The sequence below is a fragment of the Nonomuraea corallina genome, assembly GCF_027620315.1.
Classification (GTDB): Bacteria; Actinomycetota; Actinomycetes; order Streptosporangiales; family Streptosporangiaceae; genus Nonomuraea; species Nonomuraea corallina.
This window is the reverse complement of sequence record NZ_JAPNNL010000048.1, coordinates 24,368-40,262: the sequence shown is the minus strand read 5'-3', so window position 1 is coordinate 40,262 and position 15,895 is coordinate 24,368. Positions and strand designations below refer to the sequence as shown.

16 protein-coding genes are annotated in these 15,895 nt (G+C 73.2%); 8 read left to right on the top strand and 8 right to left on the bottom strand.

Translation table 11 applies throughout. From position 1 onward, the window contains the following. The 5 genes from OUY22_RS14835 to OUY22_RS14815 form a co-directional block, all read left to right on the top strand. Positions 1 to 432: zinc-binding dehydrogenase (locus OUY22_RS14835; RefSeq protein WP_270155522.1), on the top strand; the 432-nt coding region annotated here is incomplete at its 5' end. A 49-nt stretch (positions 433 to 481) separates the two neighbouring features. Beyond that, positions 482 to 919, top strand: coding sequence for a YybH family protein (locus OUY22_RS14830; RefSeq protein ID WP_270155521.1), 438 nt, complete (start codon positions 482 to 484; stop codon positions 917 to 919). Next, positions 916 to 1,875 carry a VOC family protein gene (locus tag OUY22_RS14825; RefSeq protein ID WP_270155520.1) on the top strand — a complete coding sequence of 320 codons (960 nt, stop codon included), beginning with the start codon at positions 916 to 918 and terminating at the stop codon, positions 1,873 to 1,875. The genes OUY22_RS14830 and OUY22_RS14825 overlap by 4 nt, the downstream gene beginning before the upstream one ends. Further along, the gene (locus OUY22_RS14820; protein ID WP_270155519.1) at positions 1,872 to 2,804 is read left to right on the top strand and encodes a VOC family protein; all 933 of its coding nucleotides are present in this window, start codon (positions 1,872 to 1,874) and stop codon (positions 2,802 to 2,804) included. Before OUY22_RS14825 ends, OUY22_RS14820 begins: the two co-directional genes overlap by 4 nt. Beyond that, a complete protein-coding gene (locus OUY22_RS14815) occupies positions 2,795 to 3,508 on the top strand; it encodes an SDR family oxidoreductase (protein ID WP_270155518.1) in 714 nt (237 codons plus the stop codon). Before OUY22_RS14820 ends, OUY22_RS14815 begins: the two co-directional genes overlap by 10 nt. Positions 3,509 to 3,530: 22 nt before the next feature. Here the strand turns inward: OUY22_RS14815 and OUY22_RS14810 are convergent, their stop codons facing one another. From OUY22_RS14810 to OUY22_RS14775, 8 genes are all read right to left on the bottom strand, one after another. After that, positions 3,531 to 4,316 (bottom strand): alpha/beta fold hydrolase, encoded by a 786-nt coding sequence (locus OUY22_RS14810; protein WP_270155517.1) that lies wholly within the window; start codon positions 4,314 to 4,316, stop codon positions 3,531 to 3,533. Between the two features lie 2 nt (positions 4,317 to 4,318). After that, positions 4,319 to 5,002, bottom strand: coding sequence for a DUF3108 domain-containing protein (locus OUY22_RS14805; RefSeq protein WP_270155516.1), 684 nt, complete (start codon positions 5,000 to 5,002; stop codon positions 4,319 to 4,321). Positions 5,003 to 5,037: 35 nt separating this feature from the next. Beyond that, a complete protein-coding gene (locus OUY22_RS14800) occupies positions 5,038 to 6,867 on the bottom strand; it encodes an alpha/beta fold hydrolase (protein WP_270155515.1) in 1,830 nt (609 codons plus the stop codon). A gap of 4 nt (positions 6,868 to 6,871) precedes the next feature. Next, complete coding sequence (locus tag OUY22_RS14795; protein ID WP_270155514.1) at positions 6,872 to 8,101, bottom strand: ABC transporter substrate-binding protein; 1,230 nt, start codon at positions 8,099 to 8,101, stop codon at positions 6,872 to 6,874. Positions 8,102 to 8,163: 62 nt separating this feature from the next. Then, positions 8,164 to 9,396, bottom strand: a complete 1,233-nt coding sequence (locus OUY22_RS14790) for an ABC transporter substrate-binding protein (protein ID WP_270155513.1) — start codon at positions 9,394 to 9,396, stop codon at positions 8,164 to 8,166. Between the two features lie 134 nt (positions 9,397 to 9,530). Beyond that, the gene (locus tag OUY22_RS14785) at positions 9,531 to 10,481 is read right to left on the bottom strand and encodes a VOC family protein (RefSeq protein WP_270155512.1); all 951 of its coding nucleotides are present in this window, start codon (positions 10,479 to 10,481) and stop codon (positions 9,531 to 9,533) included. Beyond that, positions 10,478 to 11,941 (bottom strand): FAD-dependent oxidoreductase, encoded by a 1,464-nt coding sequence (locus tag OUY22_RS14780; protein WP_270155511.1) that lies wholly within the window; start codon positions 11,939 to 11,941, stop codon positions 10,478 to 10,480. The genes OUY22_RS14785 and OUY22_RS14780 overlap by 4 nt, the downstream gene beginning before the upstream one ends. Then, complete coding sequence (locus OUY22_RS14775; RefSeq protein WP_270155510.1) at positions 11,938 to 12,759, bottom strand: VOC family protein; 822 nt, start codon at positions 12,757 to 12,759, stop codon at positions 11,938 to 11,940. The genes OUY22_RS14780 and OUY22_RS14775 overlap by 4 nt, the downstream gene beginning before the upstream one ends. 186 nt (positions 12,760 to 12,945) lie before the next feature. On the opposite strand from OUY22_RS14775, the gene OUY22_RS14770 reads away from it, so the two are divergent. From OUY22_RS14770 to OUY22_RS14760, 3 genes are read left to right on the top strand one after another with little or no spacing between them, the layout of a single operon-like run. After that, positions 12,946 to 13,986 (top strand): nitrilase-related carbon-nitrogen hydrolase, encoded by a 1,041-nt coding sequence (locus OUY22_RS14770; protein ID WP_270155509.1) that lies wholly within the window; start codon positions 12,946 to 12,948, stop codon positions 13,984 to 13,986. Positions 13,987 to 13,995: 9 nt separating this feature from the next. Further along, entirely contained in the window at positions 13,996 to 15,438 is a 1,443-nt protein-coding gene (locus OUY22_RS14765; RefSeq protein ID WP_270155508.1) for an aldehyde dehydrogenase family protein, read from the top strand. Beyond that, positions 15,435 to 15,893 (top strand): DUF3598 family protein, encoded by a 459-nt coding sequence (locus tag OUY22_RS14760; protein WP_270155507.1) that lies wholly within the window; start codon positions 15,435 to 15,437, stop codon positions 15,891 to 15,893. Before OUY22_RS14765 ends, OUY22_RS14760 begins: the two co-directional genes overlap by 4 nt. Positions 15,894 to 15,895 lie beyond the last annotated feature (2 nt).

Genomic DNA, 15,895 nt, shown 5'->3' with positions numbered 1-15,895 from the left:
GTCGACCGGCACGACCCGGGCTGGGCCGAGGCGCTGGCGGCCGCCTGCCCGGACGGGGTGCACGGCTACCTGCACATGGCGGGCGGCGAGGTGCTGCGCGGCGTGGCCGACCAGCTCGCCCCGCACGCCCGGGTGGCGCTCTGCGGCCTGCCGGACCACGCGAACGAGGTGGGCGGCGAGACGGTCCTGCCCGCCGGAGCGGTGCTGCGGTCACGGGCGACGGTGCACGGGCTCGTCGTGTACGACCACTTCGACCTGCGGCCGGAGTTCGCCGCCCGGCTGGGCGCGCTCATCGCCGAGGGGCGGCTGCGCCTCCTGGAGGACGAGCACCGCGGCCTGGAGTCCGCGCCGGCGGCCTTCGGCCGGCTGATGTCAGGGCTGAACCTCGGCAAGGCCATCGTGCACCTTGACCCTGATACATCAGACAATTAGGGTCTTCGAAACAGCGTTCCGAGTAGCGGAATGATCGGGAGGCGCATCCATGAGAACACCGGTCGGCACGGCGGAGGCCATGCTCACCTCCGTCATCGAAAGGCGGCTGGAGGGCGTGCTCGACACCTTCTCCCCCGCCGACGACGCGTACGTCTTCGTCGAGGGCCCTCGCTGGACGACGCACGGCGGCGACCGGATCAAGGCGGGCTGGGAGGCGTACTTCAAGGCGCCCATCCGGATCCACGCCTTCCGCTGGGTGGAGGGCCCGTTCTGCTGGGAGAGCGACACGCTGGCCCAGGTGGCGGGCGTCATCGACTACGACATCGAGGGCGACGGCAAGCAGGGCCGGCTCCGCATGCGGATGACCTGGCTGGTGCGCCGAGAGGACGACACCTGGCGCATCGTGCACGAGCACGGCTCGCAGCCGCTGGCCGACCCCTACGGCGCCGGCGACTGGTGGCCTGAAGGCGAGAACCCGCTCCGATGAGCACGGTCCCGCCGCCCGCCCCGCTGGTGCGGGAGCTGGTCTGTGCCTGGATCGAGGTGCCCGCCCTCGACGCCACCGCTGAGCGTCTGCGGAGCGTACTCGGCCTCGAACCCCGCGCGAGCGGCACACTCACCGGGGAAGCCGGGGAAGCCGGGCTCGGCGGGTGGGCCGGGCGGCCGTGGGCCCTGCTGGGGCCGCCGGGCTTCCCGTACGGGATGGTCTGCCTGGTCGAGGGCGAGGCGCGGCCGGTCACGCGGACGCTGCCGCGCGGCTGGGACTCGGTGGAGCTGGTCGTCGAGGACGTCGACGCGGCCGCCGCCCGGCTGGCCGGCTGGCCCGGCGTCCGGCCCGTGGCCGAGCCGTTCACCACCGACCTGTCGGAGCTGGGCAGCAACGTGCACCGCTCCGGCGTGTGGCGGATGCCCTGGGGCACCCACCTGATCCTGACCACCGGCCTCACCCAGCCGCAGGGGCGCAGCTTCCCCAGCGCCCGCCAGGGCACCGGCCCGGTCTTCGAGGTGCACCTGCGCACCGACGACCACGACACGGCGCGGCGGCTGTACGGCGAGAGCCTCGGCATGCCGGCGCTGATGGCGGCCGACTTCACCGAAGGGCCGCTGCACCGCGCCTGGGGCATCCCCGGCGGCACCCTGGTCAGGATGAGCCTGCTCAAGAGCGGCCACGAGGGCACCGGCCGGGGCGCGATCGAGCTGCAGGGCCACCCCGCCGCGAACCTCGACCCGGCGGGGCTGCCCGGCGGCACCGGCCTGGTCAGCTACGCCTGCGCCGACCTGGACGCGGCGCACGCCGCCGTGCTGGCCGGCGGCCATCGCGCCACCGCCCCCGCCGTGGCGGAGAGCGGCCCGCTGGCCGGACGCCGGTCGTTCGTCGCGTACGGGACGGAAGGAGAACGGGTGCACCTCGTGGCGCACCGCCAGGAAGGGGACACCCCGTGATCAGCGAACTGCGGGTCACCACCGTCGCGGTGTCCGACCTGGAGCGTTCCCGCGCCTTCTACACGGACGCCTTCGGATACGTCACGCACGCCGAGGCGGAGGTGCGCGGCCCCGAGGCGGAGGCCGCCTGGCAGATGCCGCCGGGGCTCACCGGCAGGGCCGCCGTCGTGGGGCCGCAGGGCGCGACGACCGGGCTGCTCCGCCTGGTCCAGTTCCGCGCCCCGGGCCGCCTCTACTGGGGCGAGTACGCCCGCCGCCAGGACTACGGCCACTACGCGCTCAACATCCGGGTGGACGACGTCCACGCCGCCGTCGAACGGCTGACCGCGGCGGGCGGGCGGCAGAAGTCGCAGCCGACCCGCTGGACCGTCATGGACGACCTGTCCGCCTGGGACTCCCTCTCGTACGACCCCGACGGCGTCATGCTCGACGTGTTCGAGCTGGAGGCGGGCCCGGACAGCCCGTTCGCCGACTACGACGGCCGGCCGAGCGAGCTGCAGACCGTGGCGATCCACGTGAGCGACGCCCCCCGCGCCACCGCCTTCTACACGGCGCTCGGCTACGAGGTGCTGTACGAGAAGCTGATCGAGAACATGGAGTCGTTCTTCCGCCTGCCGCCGGGCACCGGGCTGCGCAACGTCAACCTGTTCATGCCGGGCGGCACGGTCAACGGCCGGGTGGAGCTCGCCCAGTACGTCGGCTTCCCCGGCCGGCAGCAGCGCGCCACGGCCGTGCCGCCCAGCCTGGGCATCCTGTCGGCCTCGCTGGAGACCGACGACCTGGCGGCCACGTCCGCACTGGTCGCCAGCCTCGGCGCGGAGCCTGTCAGCTCACCCGTCGAAGTGGACCTGCCGCCGTACGGTCCCGCGCTCGTCCAGCCGTTCTTCGGCCCGGATGGTGAGGTCCTGGAGTTCTACCAGTGCCGGTGAGACGGGTCGCGCTGGTGACCGGCGCGGGAAGCGGGCTGGGCCGGGCCGTGGCGCTGGCCCTGGGCGCCGACGGCTACGCCGTGGTCTGCGCCGGACGCCGGGCCGGGCGGGTGGCCGAGACCGCCGGGGAGATCCGGGCCGCGGGCGGCGAGGCCGCCGGCCTGCCGCTCGACGTGACCGTGACCGAACGGGTGGACGCCGCCGTCGCCGAGGTCGTCGCCTCGTACGGCCGGCTCGACGTGCTGGTCAACAACGCGGGCGTGTTCCGCAAGGCCGAGATCGTGGAGCTGGACGACGCGGCGTGGCGGGAGAGCGTCGAGGCCAACCTGACCGGAGCCTTCCTCTGCGCCCGCGCCGCCGCCCGGCAGATGATCCGCCAGGAGGCGGTGGCGGGCGAGCGCGGCCACATCGTCAACGTCAACTCCGGCGCGGGCCTGCGCGGCTACCCGACGGGGGCGGCGTACTCGGCCTCCAAGTTCGGCCTGCTCGGCCTGTCCGACACCCTCCGGCAGGAGCTGGCCGGCCACCACGTGAAGGTGACCGACCTGGTGGTGGCGGCCATGGTGAAGAGCGAACTGTCCAGCCGGGCCCATCCTGACCGCCTGGAGGCGTCCGTGGTGGGCGACCTGGTGCGCGACCTGCTCCGCCTGCGCGGCGCGGCCGTGGTCACCCGGCTCGACCTGGGACAGCTCCCGCCCGGCTGATCCCCCGGGCCGGGCCCGCCGCTCAGTCGCGGTCCAGGAAGTCCCGCAGCAGCGCGGCCAGTTCGGCGGTGTGCGCGTCGGCCATGCCGTGCCCCCAGGGCACCTCACGGTACTCGCCGTCCCTCAGCAGCGACCGGGCCCTGCGGGTGGGCACGCGCAGGTCGTCGTCCGGGCAGAGCAGCAGCACCGGGCGCGGCACCCGGGGCAGGTGGTCCGCGTGCCGGTAGGCGAACGCCGCCAGGTAGCCCCAGTGAGCCCGCGGGCCCGCCCGCAGCTGCTCGGCGAACTCCCGCTGCACCAGCGGCAGCGTCTGGCCGAGCCCCTGCCACCGCAGCAGCCCCCGCCAGTGGTCGAGCAGGTGGCCGCCGTCCTCCCGGGGTCCGGCCGGCGTGCCCAGCTCGCGCCGCTGCCGCTCCTCCTCTTCTTCGGTGTACGCGGGCGCGGACACCAGGACCAGCCGGTGCACCAGGTCGGGCCGGGCGATGGCCAGCTCCATCGCGATCTTGGATCCGGTGTGGTACCCGAGCAGGTCGACCTCGCCGAGGCCGAGCCGGTCCACGACGTGCGCCATCACGGCCGCGTAGTCGCCGATGGCGGGCGGCCCGGGTGGCGGGTCGCTGGCCCCGTAGCCCGGGGTGTCGGGCGCCACCGCGGTCCGGTCGGCGCCCAGCTCCGCCAGCAGCGCCTCGTACATCCGCCCCGACCCCGGGGTGAGGTGGAAGCAGACGAGCGGCCGCCGCCCGTGCGGGCGGGTGACGGCGCGCAGGTGGATCTGCCCGTACGGGCCGTCGAGGTAGAAGCGCCGCACCACTACCGGGTTTCCCGCAGTTCCACCAGCTCGTAGGAGGAGGACAGGCGGTCGGAGCGGAGGCGGATCAGCAGCCAGTCGCCGTCCGTGCTCGTCCACAGGTGCTCCTCGGCCCCGCCGTCGCTGGTCAGCAGGAAGTGCCGGGTGGGGAAGGTGCCCGCGGGCACCGTGATCGTCTCCTCGCCGACCAGGGTGACGGTGAGGTCGGCCAGCTCGTCCGCGTACGGGCCGCTCGCCCCGTTGGGGCGGGGCGAGGAACGGAACCCTCCCGTGAACCGCTGCGGGCCGCCGGCCTCCAGGTCGTACGCGGGAACGATCCAGGCGTCGCAGCACACCGCGTGCGGCACGAAGTACGGCGGCGGCCCGGCCAGCGGGACCCGCTGCGACACCCTGCCCTCGTCCTTGAGCAGCAGTTCCGACTCCAGCGTGTCCTCGCCGAAGACGAACCAGCCCTCACCCAGGAATGCGCCGCCCACCCGGTGGCTGATGAAGGACCGCAGCGGCCGGAACCCGGCCGACGCGGTGTGCACCACGTCCCGCTCGATGTCGGTGTCGAACATGCGGCAGTGGGCGCGCAGCGTGCGGGTGCCGTCCTCGGCTGCGGTGAGCGTCCACTCCTCGCGGCCGCGCACCCCCACCCCGTCGCCCACGTAATGGATCAGTCCGTGCCGGTAGCGGCTGCTCACAGGTGCATTCTCCTCTCGCGGGCGGGCCGGTCGGCTCACCCGGTCACGTCTTCCAGGGCTTTCAGCAGGGATGCGACGCCGCCCGTCCCGTCGTGGCCGGGCGCCGCGCGCACGGCGCGAGCGGTGAACGGATCCCAGACGGGATCGGCGGCGACCACCGGTACCGGCGGCTCGCCCGCGGGCCGCGCGGCGGCGCGGAAGGCGGCGGCGTAGGTCCGCCAGGATGCCGCGAGGTCGAGCACCCTGGCGTGCAGCTCCGCCAGATCCGGCCGGCCGCCGGGCAGTTCGGGCAGGCCCGTGGCGAGCCCGCCGTCCCGCACCAGGTGCCAGGCCCGGAGCAGGTGGGTGCCGTGCTCGTCGGGTTCCAGGCCGGGGGTGCGGGCGCGGGCCTCGTCCTCGGTCAGCACGCCCGGGTCGGGCAGTCCGGCCAGCGCCAGCGCCCGCACCAGGCCGGGACGCGACCGGGCGACGGCGACGGCGACCACCGCGCCGGCTCCCGTCCCGTACAGGTCGACGCCGTCGAGCCCGAGCCCGTCGAGAGCGTCACCGACAGCCAGAGCGATCACCTCGACCATGCCACCACCGCCCAGGCCCGAACCGCCGGTTCCGGGCAGGTCGTCACCCGCACCGGACCCGACCAGGCCCGAGCCGCCGGTCCCCCGCAGGTCGTCGCCCGCACCGGACCCGATCAGGTCCGAGCCGCCGGTTCCGGGCAGGTCGAGGGCGAAGGCGGGGCGGTGGCGGGCGGCCTCGGCGAGCAGGTCGGTGACGGCCCGTCCGGAGGCCGGGGCCGGAGGCAGGATCACCAGCGGCCGCCCTGACCCGGCGGCGGCCCCGGCCTGCCTGACGAGCACCTGTCCCAGCCGGGTCGGCACGTACCGGCGGCTCACGCCCCGCCCGAGCCCGGCCGCACCGGGCTCCACCGTCCCGCACCGCGCCGCGCCCGACAGAGCCGCCCCGCACGGGGCCGTACCCGACGGCGTTGCGTCGGACGGCGCCGCACCCGACGGCGCCGCGTCGGACGGAGGCGTGGCTGAGTGAGGGCCGGCGGTCGCGGGCGAGGGGGTGTGGGAGGTGAGGTGGGCGCGGATGCGGGAGGCCAGGGCCGAGATGCCGGAGGTGGTGGACTCCACCTGGAGCCGGTGGGCGGGCAGCCGCTCCAGATGGGCGTGCAGGGGGTCGGCGGAGGACGCCAGGACGAGGGCGGGGACGGTGAGGCGGGCGAGCAGCGGGAGCGGGTCGCAGGTGAAGGCGGCGCGGTAGGCCAGCGGGTAGTTCGCCCCCGCCTCCAGCAGGCCCGCCGTCAGATCGTGCAGGTACGGGGCCGGCGGCGGGGCGGCGGTCAGCCGGGAGGCGGCGCGCTCGTCGTACCAGGGCCAGTACAGGAACATGTTGCGCACCTGGTGCCAGGCCGCCACCAGGTGGCCGCCGTCGCTGCGGGGCCGCACCGGCGGCAGGTAGCGGGCGAGCTGGTCGGCCCGCTCCTCCGGGGTGGACACCCCGACCCCGTCGAGGACGAGCGAGGCGACCAGCTCCGGCCGCTCCGCCGCGAGGGACAGGGCGATCTTGGCCCCGGTGTGCGTCCCGTACAGGTGGGCCCGTTCCAGCCCGAGCGCGGTGAGCGTCTCGCCGAGCGCGGCGCCGTAGTCGGCCATGCCGGGGTCCGGCGCCGGGAGCGGGTCGGAGCCGCCGTGCCCCGGCGTGTCGAGCGCGTACACCGCGAACGAGCGGGCCAGTTCGGCGGCCAGGCCGCGCAGCGGCCGCCAGTCGCCGGGAGAGGCGTGGAGGAGGACGACCGGCAGGCCGCGCCCGGCGTGGGCGTAGTGGACCTGCCGGCCGTTCACCGTGACGAAGCGGCGCTCCATCAGGTCACTTGCCGACCTCGACCGTGTGCCAGCCGTCGGCGTCCTTCTTCCACTGGTAGACGTGGATGTCGTCGAGTGCGAAGAACTCGTGCTTGTCCGGGCTGATCGAGTTGCCCGACGGCGTCTCCTGGTCGGAGATCTCGATCGAGTCGAGCGCCGTCACCACCTTGTCCGGATCGACGGACTTGGCCTGGTCGGCGGCCTTGACGTAGGCGAGCACGCAGTCGGCGGCGATCTCGGCCGCCTTGGGCGACTCGGCGCCGGTCTTCGGGCCGGTGTTCTTGCCGAACCGCTTCTCGATCTCCTCGATGTGCTTGCGGTAGCCGGGCTTCCAGGTGTCGCGGCTCTCCTTGCCGGGGTAGGGGTAGTAGGTGGCGCTGAAGAGCGCGCCGTCGGCCGCGTCGCCGGCCGCCTCGACGAAGGAGATGTTGCGGGCGCCCGAGCCGCCGACGATGAGCCCCTTGTAGCCGGTCTCGGCGGCGGCCGCCATGGTCTTGGCGCCGCCGGCCGAGTTGGAGATCCAGATCGCGCCCGCGTCGGCGAGGTTCTCGACGTACGCGCGGTGCGACTGGTCGTCGGTACGGGTGTGCTCGAAGCCGGCGAAGGTGAGCCCGGCGGCCTTGGCCTGCTTCTCGACCTCGGCCGCGGTGCCCTTGCCCGCGTCGTCGCCTTCGTACACGACGCCGATGGAGCCGACGCCCTCGGCCTTCAGGTGCTCGATGATCTTCTGCACGTCGAGGGACACGGGGTCCTGGGCTCGGTAGCCGTACTTGGCGGTGCTGAAGTCGCCGGTGGCGACCATCGGCTGGCAGTTGACCTTCTTGCCGTTCTCCAGGATCGGCTTGGCCGCGTTGTAGAACGCCGACAGCGCCGGGCCGATGACGAGCCCCACGCTGTTGTCGCCCGCGAACTCGTTGGCGGCCTGCACGGCCTTGGCCGGGTCCAGCGCGGTGTCGCGGACGACCAGGTCGAGCTTGGCGCCGCCGACACCGCCCTCGGCGTTGAGCCGGTCGATCTCTACCCTGACCGAGTTCTCCATGGAGATGCCGGCGACGGCGAGCGCGCCCGTCATGGGGCCGATGAGCCCGACCTTCACGACCGGCATGCCGGCGCTCCACCCGGCGGCGGAGGTGGCCTGCTCGACACCGGCTCGTTCTTCCTTGCTCGCGCAGGCGGCGAGCAGCAGCGCGGCGCCGGCGAGCGCCACGAGCTTGCGACCCTTGGTGACCGTCATCTTGGGGTCTTCCTCTCAAGGACTTTCGGGTGGAACTGGTGCCGACGCGGGCCGGCGGTGGATCAGGACTCGGGGGTGACGTCGGTGACGAACCAGCCGTCGTCGTCCTTGTCCCACTGGTAGATGTGGATGTCTTCCATGTGGTAGAACTCGTGGTCCGCCGGCTTGATCGAGTTGCCCGAAGGGGTCTCGGAGTCGGGGATGTTCAGCTGCTCCATGGCGGTGGCGAGCTTGTCCGGGTCGAGCGACTTGGCGTTCTCCGCGGCCTTGGCGAAGGCGGTGACGCAGTCGCCGGCGATGGCGGTGCCCTTGGGCATCTTGGCGCCCGACTTCGGTCCCTCCACCACCCCGTACTTCTTCTCGATGGCCTCGACGTGGGTGCGGTAGCCGGCCTTCCAGGTGGCGCGGTCGCGGATGTTGAACTGCACGTTGCCGGCGGCGAAGACGGAGCCGACGGCCATGTCCTGGGCGGCGTCGAGGAAGGAGACGTTCTGCAGCCCGGAGGTGCCGGCCATCACGCCCTTGAAGCCGGCCTCGGCGGCGGCGGCCATGGTCTTGGCGCCGCTGGCGTTGCTGGAGACCACGATCGCGCCGGCGTCCTTGAGCTTGTCCACGTACGGCCGGTGCGACTGGTCGTCGTTGCGGGTCTCCTGGTAGCCCTTGTACTCGACGCCGTACTTGGGCCCGAACTCCTTGAAGTACCCGTCCATCGCCTTGCCGGTGTCGTCGGCCTCGTAGACCAGGCCGACCGAGGTGACGCCCTTGGCCTTGAGGTACTCCACGAGCTTCTCGACGCTCAGGTTGTTGGGGTCCTGTGAGCGGAAGCCGTACTTGAGCGAGCCGAAGTCGCCGGTGCCGACGCCGGGCTGGCAGTTGAGCTTGCGGTTGGTCTCGAAGATGTTCTTGGACGCGTTGTAGAAGGCCGACAGCGACGGCCCGACCACGAAGTGCACCTGGCTGTCGCCGACGAGCTCGTTGGTGGCCTGGACGGCCTTGCCGGGGTCGAGGGCGGAGTCGCGGATGACGAGGTCCAGCTTGGCTCCGCCGATGCCGCCCGCCTCGTTGACGCGTTCCATCTCCACCCGGATGGAGTTCTCCTGGAGGATGCCCAGGATCGCGTACGGGCCGGTCATGGGGGCGATGAGCCCGATCTTTATGGTGTCGACGCCGGCGCTCCAGCCGGCTCCGGCCGTTTCTCCGGCCGCCTTCGCGCGCTCTTCCTTGCCCGCACAGCCGGTGAGCACCAGCGTGCTCACGGCAGCCGCGGAGATCCAGCGAAGTCCGCTTCCACGCATGTGCCACCTCCTTTTGTTCATGCCCCCGAGCCAGTGATTCCAATATGCGGAACAGCGTTACAGGGAGCCTAGAAATGCCGCTGCCCCGATGTCAACGGATACGTCTGATGTTTAAGTATCCGAAACCTACGGAATCAGCGGGGCTCCCACAGCTCCACGCTGATCCCGTTCGGTGTCTCCACCATGGCCAGCCGCGACGCGCCGTGCAGCGGCGTCTCGGCGGCGAACGGCGGGCACGCGACCCGCCCTCCGGCGCCCGCGGCCAGGGCCAGGGCGTCGTCCAGATCGCCGGTCCGCGCGGACCAGGCGGTGTGCCCGAGCCCGCGCGCGGGCCGCTGGGTGGAACGGCGGTCCGCTCTGGTGCGGTCCGCCCGGACCATCTCGATGCGGGTCGTGCCGCCATCCCGGCCGGCCACGAACGCCAGCCTGAGCCGGGTGCCCGGCGGCAGGTCCGCCATCGTCTCCAGCCCCGGCGCGCCGAACGTCACGTCGTACCCCGCGGACAGGCCGAGCGCCTCCCAGAAGGCCAGCTCGGCCTCGAAGTCGGGCACGTGGCAGACCACGGAGGTCAGCTCCGTGTGCCGCCGGTCGGGGTCCGCCAGCCACGCGGCCGTGGGACGCGGGCCGGCCGGTTCGACGAAGACCACGCCGACGCCGTCAGGCCCGAGACAGTACCCCTCCACGACCCGGACCGTCAGCTCCCCCACGGGCACGTCGAACCCCTGCGGAGGACTGATCCACACGTACCCGGCCGCGGTCATCCGCTCGTACGAGGCCGCGATGTCGCGGGTGTAGAGGTTGACGCCGGACAGGCCGAGGTCCAGCGTGTGCGGATGGACGGGGGGCGCCACCGGATCGTTCACCTTGAGCAGGTGGATCCGGCCGGTGGCGGCGCCGGCCGCGGCGAGCGCCCGGACCTCCACGTCACCGGCGCCCGCGCCCCACAGCCGGTCGGCGACAGCGGCCGGGACCACGCCCTCCGCCTCCACCGCGTACCCCAGCTCGCCGCAGTAGAGGTCGAGGTGGGGCGCGAAGTCCCTGACGCCGATCGTCGCGGCCGTGATGCTCTCCAGCGGCGGGGTCATCGGTTCGCCTCCCCCGCGAGCCTGGCGCCCAGCTCCCGCCCGAGCGTCATGGCCGGTGTCACGCTCATGCCGCCGACGTAGTTGTCACCGGCGAACGCGTTGTTGCCGAGGATCTCCCCGACCGCGTAGAGCCCGGGGATCGGCGCGCCGGAGCGGTCGAGCACCTCCAGGTCCTCGCTCACGCGCAGCCCGTCGCGGCTCAGGATGGAGGCCCCCACCGTGGTGATCCCGTAGAACGGCGCCCGCTCGATCGGCGCCGGCAGCGTGCCGCGCCCGAAGTCGGGGTCGTGACCCTCCCGCACCGCGGCGTTGTACCGCCGCACGGTGTCCGCCAGGCCCTCCGGCCGCACGCCGAGCTTCATGGCCAGGTCCTCCACGGTGTCCGCGGCGGCGATCCACCGGCCGCGCTCCAGTTCGGTCAGCATCCGCTCGCGGTTCCAGTCGCCGGTGACGTTGCGGAGCAGCGGCTCGGCGGTCTCGGCGATGGCCCGGTCCCAGATGACGTGCATGGCGATCCCCGGCTGCTCCAGCAGCGCCCGCTCGCGGTGCTCGGGGCTGGTGCCGTCCTCCGCGACGAACCGCTCGCCGCGGTCGTTCACCCAGATCTCGTACGGGGTCCGGTACGCGGGCGCGACCTCGATGAACGCCTCGCGGTAGTCGACCGCGACGCCGTGGTCCGCCGGGTCGCGGATGAGCCCCATCACCGGGATGAAGTAGCCGTCGCCGCTCACGTCGGCGCCGAGCCCCAGGGCCAGCTCCAGTCCGTCGCCGGTGGCGTGCGGCAGGCAGCCGATCAGGGCCTTCTCGCAGCCGGGCGGCAGGAAACGGTTGCGCAGGGCGGGGTTGGCGTCGTAGCCGCCGGTGGCCAGCACGACCGCGCCGCCGTGCGCGACGACCTCGCCGTCCTCGCCGGTCGCGGTCACGCCGGTGATCCGTCCGCCGCCGTCCACGACGGCGCCGGTGACGCGGGCGCCGAGCACCAGCCGGACGCGCCCGGCCTCGATCTGCTCGTCGAGCAGCCGCTTCAGCGGCTTCACCACCGACAGCCCGTTCCGCACGCCCCAGTACGTGCGCGGCACCCGGTACACCTCGTGTCCGTGGACCAGGCCGGGGGTGTCGGGGTGGAAGTCGAAGCCCTGGGCGTCGAGCCAGTCGACGGTCCGGCCCTGGGCCTGGACCGACTTCCAGGCCAGCTTCTCGTTCACCTTGCCGTGGGAGAGGCGCAGCACGTCCTCGAAGTGGCGTTCCGGGCTGTCGTCGATGCCGCGTTCGCGCTGGCGGCGGGTGCCGGCGCCGCTGAACTCGCCGTTGGCGATGTGCAGCATGCCGCCGACGCGGCTCTGCTTGTCCAGCAGCAGGACGCTCGCGCCCGCCGCCGCGGCCTCGATGGCCGTGCACAGGCCGGCGGGGCCGGCGCCGATGACGACGACGTCGTGACGTCCCAGGTTGCGCGCGCTCATGACGCGGCCCGGGTCAGCTCGATCTCCAGCCCGGCGGGGCCGCGCAGCAGCAGTTCGTCCAGCCGCTCGCCGCCGTGCTCCGCCAGCGCGGCGGCGGTGGCGGCCGGGTCGTCGGCGGCGAACACCACCCGGCGCAGCCCCAGCGGGCGGTCCGACAGGTCGGCGGCCTCCACCCCGGTGAAGGACATGATCTCCATGCGGGCCGGCGCCTGGTCGGCGGAGACCAGGAACGACAGCCGCAGGCTCGCCTCCGCCGGCATGCCGGTCAGCCGGTCGAACGGCGGGCCGCTCATCTCCCCGTCGAACAGCACCCGCAGCCCGCCGCCCGCGGTGAAGAACGCGAGCGCGGCGTCGTGGTCGGCGGGCACGAGGACGGCCGTGTGCAGCTCGCCGTGCAGGCGGCCGGGGTCCCGCTCCAGCGCGGGACTGGGCCGGTGCCCGGCGCCCGCCTGCGGCAGCGTCCACCAGACGCCGTCCGGACCCAGGGCCACCGCCTCGGTCAGGGACGCGGCCCCGTACGGGTAGGTGACGATCTCCCCGGACCTGCCGCCCGCCTCGTCGATGAGCCGGGTGGTGCGTTCCAGGTCGCGCGAGTACATGCCGAGCAGGCGGGGGCCGACGTCCCAGAGCCGCGGGTCGGGGGCCTCCTCGCCGGGCACCAGGCGGATGCGGCCGGTGCCGACGCCCTCGACGCCGAGCAGCGCCTGCGTGCCGTCGTCTTCGAGCACGTCCAGGCCGAAGGCCCGGGTATGGAAAGTGGCCGACGCTCCGACATCCCTGCAGGCGATGACCGCCTCGACGATCGCTCCCAGCGACAAGCCGCACCTCCACGGTTCCCGGTTTGTTCCGTCCCTCGAAACGGTGTTTCACGCTAAGGCGGGGAGTCGCTGGCTGTCAACGATGTCGCAGGTTGGAGGATAAGTCCCCTCTTGCGCGGCTTGCACCTCATAGTCCAACCTGTAGAAATCAGAAACGCCGTTTCATGGAGTGGAACAGGAGCTCGGGTGTCCCAGGATCCGCCCGCGACCGCGTACCGCGCCGTCGCTCTGCAGACCGCCTGTCATGCCGTCAACCGCGCCGACAGCGCGGCAGCCGCCCGTGACCAGATACGGGCCGCCATCGACCGCGTGCACGAGCAGGTCACCGCGAGCAAGCGGTTCATCGGCCCCGGCGCCCGGCTGTTCGTCCTGCCGGAGTACCTGCTCACCGGCCACCCCATCGGCGAGCCCTTCCAGGAGTGGTGCGACCGCGCCGCCCTGGCCCCCGGCGGCCCCGAGTACGCCAGGCTCGCCGCCATCGCCGAGGACGCGGGCGTCTTCCTCTGCGTCAACGGCTACGAGACCGACGAGCACTTCCCCGGCGTCTACTTCCAGGCGTCGGTCGTGTTCGACCCGGCGGGACAGACCGTGCTGCGCTACCGGCGGCTCAACTCGATGTACTCGGTGACCCCGCACGACCTCCTCGACCGCTACCTGGCCGTCTACGGCGAGGAGTCGCTCTTCCCGGTCGCCAGGACCGAGATCGGCACGCTGGCCGCGATCGCCTCCGAGGAGATCCTCTTCCCCGAGGTGGCCCGCTGCCTGGCCATGCGCGGCGCGGAGGTGTTCCTGCACAGCTCGTCGGAGGTCTGCAGCGCGCTGCTCTCCCCCAAGAACGTCGCCAAACTGGCCCGCGCGGTGGAGAACGGCGCGTACGTGGTGTCGGCCAACACCGGCGGCCTGTACGGCACCGGCGTGCCCGCGGCCTCCGGCGACGGCGGCAGCCAGATCGTCGACCACCGCGGCATCGTGCTGGCCAAGGCCGGACAGGGCGAGTCGATGGCCGCCAACGCCGAGATCGACCTGGCCGCGCTGCGCCGCGCCCGCAGGACCCCCGAGATGATGAACCTGCTGCCGCGCCAGCGGTTCGAGCTCTACGCCGGCAGCTACGCCCGCACCTCGTTCTATCCCCCCGACACCGTGCGCCCCGGCGAGACCGGGCGAGCGCACTTCATCGACACCCAGCGTGCCGTCATCGAACGGCTGGCCGGCGACGGCCTCATCTGAGGAGGCGACATGCCCAGGGAGATCCAGGTCCGCAACCCCCGCACCGGCGCGGCGGACCACACGATCGTCGCCGCGAGCGACGACGAGATCATCGCCGCCGCGGGCGCGCTACGGGCCCGCCAGGGCGCGTGGGCCGCCCAGCCGGTCGAGCGGCGCATCGAGGCGCTGCGCGCGTTCGGCGAGGCGATCACCCGGCACCGGGACGAGCTGATCGCCCGGCTGGAGACCGACACCGGCCGGCGCTGGGTCTCGCACCTGGAGGTGGACTCGGTGCTGAGCGCCGTCGAGCGCGCCTGCCGGTTCGCCGCGGACGCCTTCGCCCCCGACGGACCCGCCCCGACCTCCGACCCCGAGGTGCAAGTCACCGGCGACCTGGTGCCGTACCCGGTCGTCGCGGTGATCTCGCCGTGGAACTTCCCGTTCCAGCTCGCCCTCATCGACGCGGTGCCCGCCCTGCTCGCCGGGTCGGCGGTGCTGCTGAAGCCGAGCGAGGTGACGCCGCGCTTCATCCCCGTGCTGCGCGCGTGCGTGGCCGAGGTCGAGGAGCTGGCGGGGGTCTTCACCGTGGTCGAGGGCGACGGCGCGACCGGCGCCGCCATGGTCGCCGTCGCCGACGCCGTGTGCTTCACCGGCAGCGTGCGCACCGGCCGCGCGGTCGGCCGCGCCGCCGCCGAGCACTTCATCCCGGCCTTCCTCGAACTGGGCGGCAAGGACCCGGCGATCGTCACCGCCTCCGCCGACCTGGACGCCGCCTCCTCCGCCATCCTGTGGGGCTCCACGATCAACTCCGGCCACTCGTGCATGTCCATCGAGCGGGTGTACGTGGACCGCACGGTGGTCGAGGAGTTCACCGAGCTGCTGGTGGCCAAGGCGGAACGGGTCGCGCTCGCGTACCCGGAGATCGGCGACGGGCAGATCGGGCCGATCATCAGCGACGCCCAGGTGGACGTCATCCGGGAGCAGCTGGAGGAGGCCGTCGCCAAGGGCGCGACCGTCCGGACCGGCGGCACCGTCCAGCATCTCGGCGGCGGCGCCTACCTGCGGCCCACCGTGCTGACCGGCGTCGACCACTCCATGCGGGTGATGCGCGAGGAGACGTTCGGCCCGATCATCCCGATCATGCCGTTCGACGACGAGGACGAGGCCGTCACCCTCGCCAACGACACCGAGTTCGGGCTGAGCGCGGCCGTCTTCGCCGCCACCGCCGAGCGGGCCGCGCCGGTCGCGCACCGGCTGGAGGCCGGCGCGGTGAGCGTCAACGACGTCTGCCTGACCGGCATGTTCCCCGAGACGGAGAAGAACTCCTTCAAGTCGTCCGGACTGGGCGCGTCCCGTATGGGGCCGCCGTCCGTGCGGCGCTTCCTGCGCCGCCGCGCCCTGCTCATGCGGGCCGGCGCCGGCATCCGCCCCTGGTACTACGACGGCGCCCCCGCCGAGACGGAGGAATCATGACCATCGCCGACATCCTGCGCGACATGTCCGGAGTGTGGGAGGGCACCTACACCGTGCTCGCGCCCGACGGCACCCTCCTGGAGCGTTACCCCAGCCGGCAGGAAGGCCGGATGGAGGGCACCGACTGGACCGAGAAGGTCGTCTACCTGCGCGAGGGCGAGGAGCCCGCGGTGCGGCACTACCGCGCGATCGTCGACGGCGACTCCGTCGAGTTCGTCGACACCGAGATGTGGGGCACCACCAGCCGGGCCGGCGACCAGGCCATCGTGTTCACGTTCGGCTGGAACGACCGCCCGCAGGAGCGCATCGTCGAGATGTCGATGCCCACCGCCGACTACCGCACCCGCCTGTGGCAGCACTTCGAGGACGGCAGGCTCAGCCGGCTCACCGTCATCGAGGAGCGCCGCGTCCCCGGAGCCGAGCCCGAACGCTGGTACGTCCCGGCCGGCGCCTGACC

Coding starts and splice junctions, on each gene's coding strand:
- OUY22_RS14790 (WP_270155513.1), bottom strand. CDS start 9,396: ATGCGTGGAAGCGGACTTCGCTGGATCTCCGCGGCTGCCGTGAGCACG.
- OUY22_RS14780 (WP_270155511.1), bottom strand. CDS start 11,941: ATGAGCGCGCGCAACCTGGGACGTCACGACGTCGTCGTCATCGGCGCC.
- OUY22_RS14765 (WP_270155508.1), top strand. CDS start 13,996: ATGCCCAGGGAGATCCAGGTCCGCAACCCCCGCACCGGCGCGGCGGAC.
- OUY22_RS14825 (WP_270155520.1), top strand. CDS start 916: ATGAGCACGGTCCCGCCGCCCGCCCCGCTGGTGCGGGAGCTGGTCTGT.
- OUY22_RS14785 (WP_270155512.1), bottom strand. CDS start 10,481: ATGACCCCGCCGCTGGAGAGCATCACGGCCGCGACGATCGGCGTCAGG.
- OUY22_RS14800 (WP_270155515.1), bottom strand. CDS start 6,867: ATGGAGCGCCGCTTCGTCACGGTGAACGGCCGGCAGGTCCACTACGCC.
- OUY22_RS14795 (WP_270155514.1), bottom strand. CDS start 8,101: ATGACGGTCACCAAGGGTCGCAAGCTCGTGGCGCTCGCCGGCGCCGCG.
- OUY22_RS14760 (WP_270155507.1), top strand. CDS start 15,435: ATGACCATCGCCGACATCCTGCGCGACATGTCCGGAGTGTGGGAGGGC.
- OUY22_RS14830 (WP_270155521.1), top strand. CDS start 482: ATGAGAACACCGGTCGGCACGGCGGAGGCCATGCTCACCTCCGTCATC.